Origin of the sequence: Bacillus sp. JJ634 (assembly GCF_036962285.1) — a bacterium.
GTDB lineage: Bacteria > Bacillota > Bacilli > Bacillales > DSM-1321 > Peribacillus > Peribacillus asahii_A.
In genome coordinates this window covers 11,771-12,002 of the sequence record NZ_JBALMU010000090.1, presented here as the reverse complement: position 1 = coordinate 12,002, position 232 = coordinate 11,771, and the positions used below count along the sequence as shown (strand labels likewise).

The window sequence follows — 232 nt, the reverse complement described above, 5'->3', positions numbered from 1 at the left end:
ATTGACACAGAGATGGTTCTGTTATATATTTTATATAACTTAAATAAATTGTTATACAACAGGGGGAAACGAAGATGGAAACGTATCGTGAAGCATATGAAAGCTATAAAAGAGCATGTGAAAATTACGGAATGGAGTCGATGACTTTTTATCATTTTGTAACACACTTAACGAAAGAACAATTGAATGAATATGATAATCAAGCTAGTTAATGAAAAAGGACGTGATGACT

Annotated in this window: 1 protein-coding gene; it reads left to right on the top strand. The window is 31.0% G+C overall.

What is annotated here, in order from left to right:
- Positions 1 to 74 precede the first annotated feature (74 nt).
- Positions 75 to 212 (top strand): hypothetical protein, encoded by a 138-nt coding sequence (locus tag V7068_RS14225; protein WP_164853174.1) that lies wholly within the window; start codon positions 75 to 77, stop codon positions 210 to 212.
- The last annotated feature ends 20 nt before the right edge of the window (positions 213 to 232 follow it).